The organism is uncultured Ralstonia sp. (assembly GCA_913056305.1).
In the GTDB taxonomy this organism is placed as follows: Bacteria; Pseudomonadota; Gammaproteobacteria; order Burkholderiales; family Burkholderiaceae; genus Ralstonia.
The window spans coordinates 1-2,556 of sequence record CAJXMR010000381.1; the positions used below are offsets into that span (position 1 = coordinate 1).

Annotated in this window: 3 protein-coding genes; all 3 read left to right on the forward strand. The window is 64.3% G+C overall.

All coding sequences use genetic code 11. The features are described from left to right. Positions 1-974: branched-chain amino acid ABC transporter permease (locus tag QZ609_RS26305; protein WP_295501396.1), on the forward strand; the 974-nt coding region annotated here is incomplete at its 5' end. Beyond that, positions 971-1,759, forward strand: a complete 789-nt coding sequence (locus QZ609_RS26310) for an ABC transporter ATP-binding protein (RefSeq protein WP_295501398.1) — start codon at positions 971-973, stop codon at positions 1,757-1,759. The genes QZ609_RS26305 and QZ609_RS26310, both read left to right, overlap by 4 nt. Then, the gene (locus QZ609_RS26315; RefSeq protein WP_295501401.1) at positions 1,759-2,478 is read left to right on the forward strand and encodes an ABC transporter ATP-binding protein; all 720 of its coding nucleotides are present in this window, start codon (positions 1,759-1,761) and stop codon (positions 2,476-2,478) included. Before QZ609_RS26310 ends, QZ609_RS26315 begins: the two co-directional genes overlap by 1 nt. The last annotated feature ends 78 nt before the right edge of the window (positions 2,479-2,556 follow it).

The window sequence follows — 2,556 nt, forward strand, 5'->3', positions numbered from 1 at the left end:
TGCTGCCGATCGCGGGCGGGCTGGGTGGGGCGCTGTTCGGGGTGCTGTTCGGCTATGTCACCACCAAGAAGGCCGGCACCACGTTCTCGATGATCACGCTGGGCATCGGCGAGATGGTCTTCGCCAGCGCGCTGATGTTCCCGGACTTCTTCGGCGGCGAGGGCGGGGTGTCGACCAACCGCAGCATCGGTGATGCGCTGGCGGGCATCAGCTTTGGTCCGGCGCGGCAGGTGTATTACCTGATCGCCGCGTGGTGCTTGATCTCCATGGCATTGATGTACGCGTGGACGCAAACGCCGCTGGGCCGTATCGCCAACGCCGTGCGCGACAACCCCGAGCGCGTGGAATTCATTGGCTACAACACGCAGCGCGTGCGCTTCCTGGTGGTGATCCTGTCGGCGTTCTTCGCGGGCATCGCCGGGGCGCTGTCGTGCATCAACTTTGAAATCGTGACGGCCGAGAACGTGTCGGCGGTGCGCTCCGGGGCGGTGCTGCTGGCGGCGTTCATCGGCGGCATGGGCAGCTTCTTCGGGCCGATCATCGGCGCGGTGCTGACGGTGTTCTTTACCGTGGCGCTGTCGGGCATCACCAAGGCGTGGCTGCTGTATCTGGGCCTGTTCTTCGTGCTGATGGTCATGTACGCGCCGGGCGGCATCGCCAGCCTGCTGATGATGCACCTGCCGATCGCGCGGCGCGGCAAGCTCAAGACGCTGCTGCCGGCCTACGGCGTGGCGATCGTGCCGGCAGCGGTGCTGCTGGTCGCGCTGATCGCCTCCGTGGAGATGATCTACACCGTGCAGGACGACGGTTCGGGCGGCGTGATGACGCTGTTCGGCGTGTCGTTGGAACCGACTACCTGGAAGCCGTGGGCCGTGACCGCCGTGCTGTGGGTGGTGGGGGCCGTCGGCCTGCGTGCCGCAGCGGTCAAGCTGCGTGCCGCCTGGGACAATGCATTGCAGGAGCGTCAGCCATGAGCCAACCCAAGTCTGGGCCGATCCCCGCGCTGGAACTGCGCGATGTCCGCAAGCGCTTTGGCGCGACCGAAATCATCCGAGGGGTCAACCTCACCATCGGCAAGGGCGAGCGGCACGCGCTGATCGGCCCAAACGGTGCTGGCAAATCGACCACGTTCAACCTGATCTCGGGGCGTTTTCCGGCCAGCTCCGGTTGCGTGCGCCTGAACGGCGAGGACATCGCCGGCATGGCGCCCTACGAAATCAACCGCAAGGGCCTGTCGCGCAGCTTCCAGATCACCAACATCTTCCATCGGCTGTCGGTGTTCGAGAACCTGCGCTGCGCGGTGCTTTGGTCGCTGGGCTACAAGTATTCGTTCTGGCACAAGCTGGCCGAGCTGCGCGATGCGCGTGAGCGGGCGGAGGAGGTGCTGGAGCAGATCGGCATGGCGCACCGTCGCGATGCGGCGGCCGGCATGCTCACCTATGCCGAGCAGCGCGCGCTCGAGATCGGCATCACCATCGCCGGCGGGGCGGATGTGATCCTGCTCGACGAGCCGACCGCCGGCATGAGCCGCTCGGAAACCGAACATGCGGTCGACCTGATCCGCAAGGTGACGGTCGGCAAGACGCTGGTGATGGTTGAGCACGACATGAGCGTGGTATTTGGCCTGGCCGACCGCATCTCGGTGCTGGTCTACGGCGAGGTGATCGCCACCGATACGCCCGAGGCCATCCGCAACAACCGCCGCGTGAAAGAGGCCTACCTGGGCACCACGCTGGATGAACCTGCAGGAGCGCATTGATGGCAACCAACACTCCGATGCTCGAAGTGCGCGACCTGCACGCGTACTACGGCAAGAGCCATATCCTGCATGGCGTCGATATGCACGTGGGCGAGGGCGAGATCGTTGCCCTGCTCGGGCGCAATGGCGTGGGGCGCTCGACGCTGGCCAAGTCCATCATGGGCATGGTCCGGTGCGAGGGACATATCCTGCTGCGCGGCAAGGACGTGCGCGGCTTGCGGACCTTCGAGGTGGCACATCAGGGGATCGGCTATGTGCCCGAGAACCGCGATATCTTCCCGACGCTGACGGTGCGGCAGAACCTGCTGCTGGGTGAGAAACGCAATCCGAGTCAGCCGAAGCCGCGGTGGCAGCTGGAGGATATGTATCGGATGTTCCCGCGCTTGAAGGAGCGCGAAAACACGCCAGCGGGCGTGCTGTCCGGTGGCGAGCAGCAGATGCTCACGCTGTGCCGCACGCTGATGGGCGATCCGGATTTCATCATCATCGATGAGCCGACTGAGGGGCTCGCGCCGCTGATCGTGACGCTGGTCGGCGAGTATCTGAAGACGCTCAAGGAGCGGGGGATTTCTGTGCTGCTGGTGGAGCAGAAGCTGGCCATTGCCCTCGATATCTCACAGCGTGTCTATGTGATGGGGCACGGGCAGATTGTGTTTGAGGGGACGCCTCAAGATCTGAAGGCGGATTGTCGCGTTCGGCAGGAGTGGTTGGAGGTCTAGTGTTTGGACTAGGGGTGGTCTTTTTTTTTTGTTGTTGGTCCATCCCTTGTTTCATCCCCTGCCGGGGCTGACTCACTT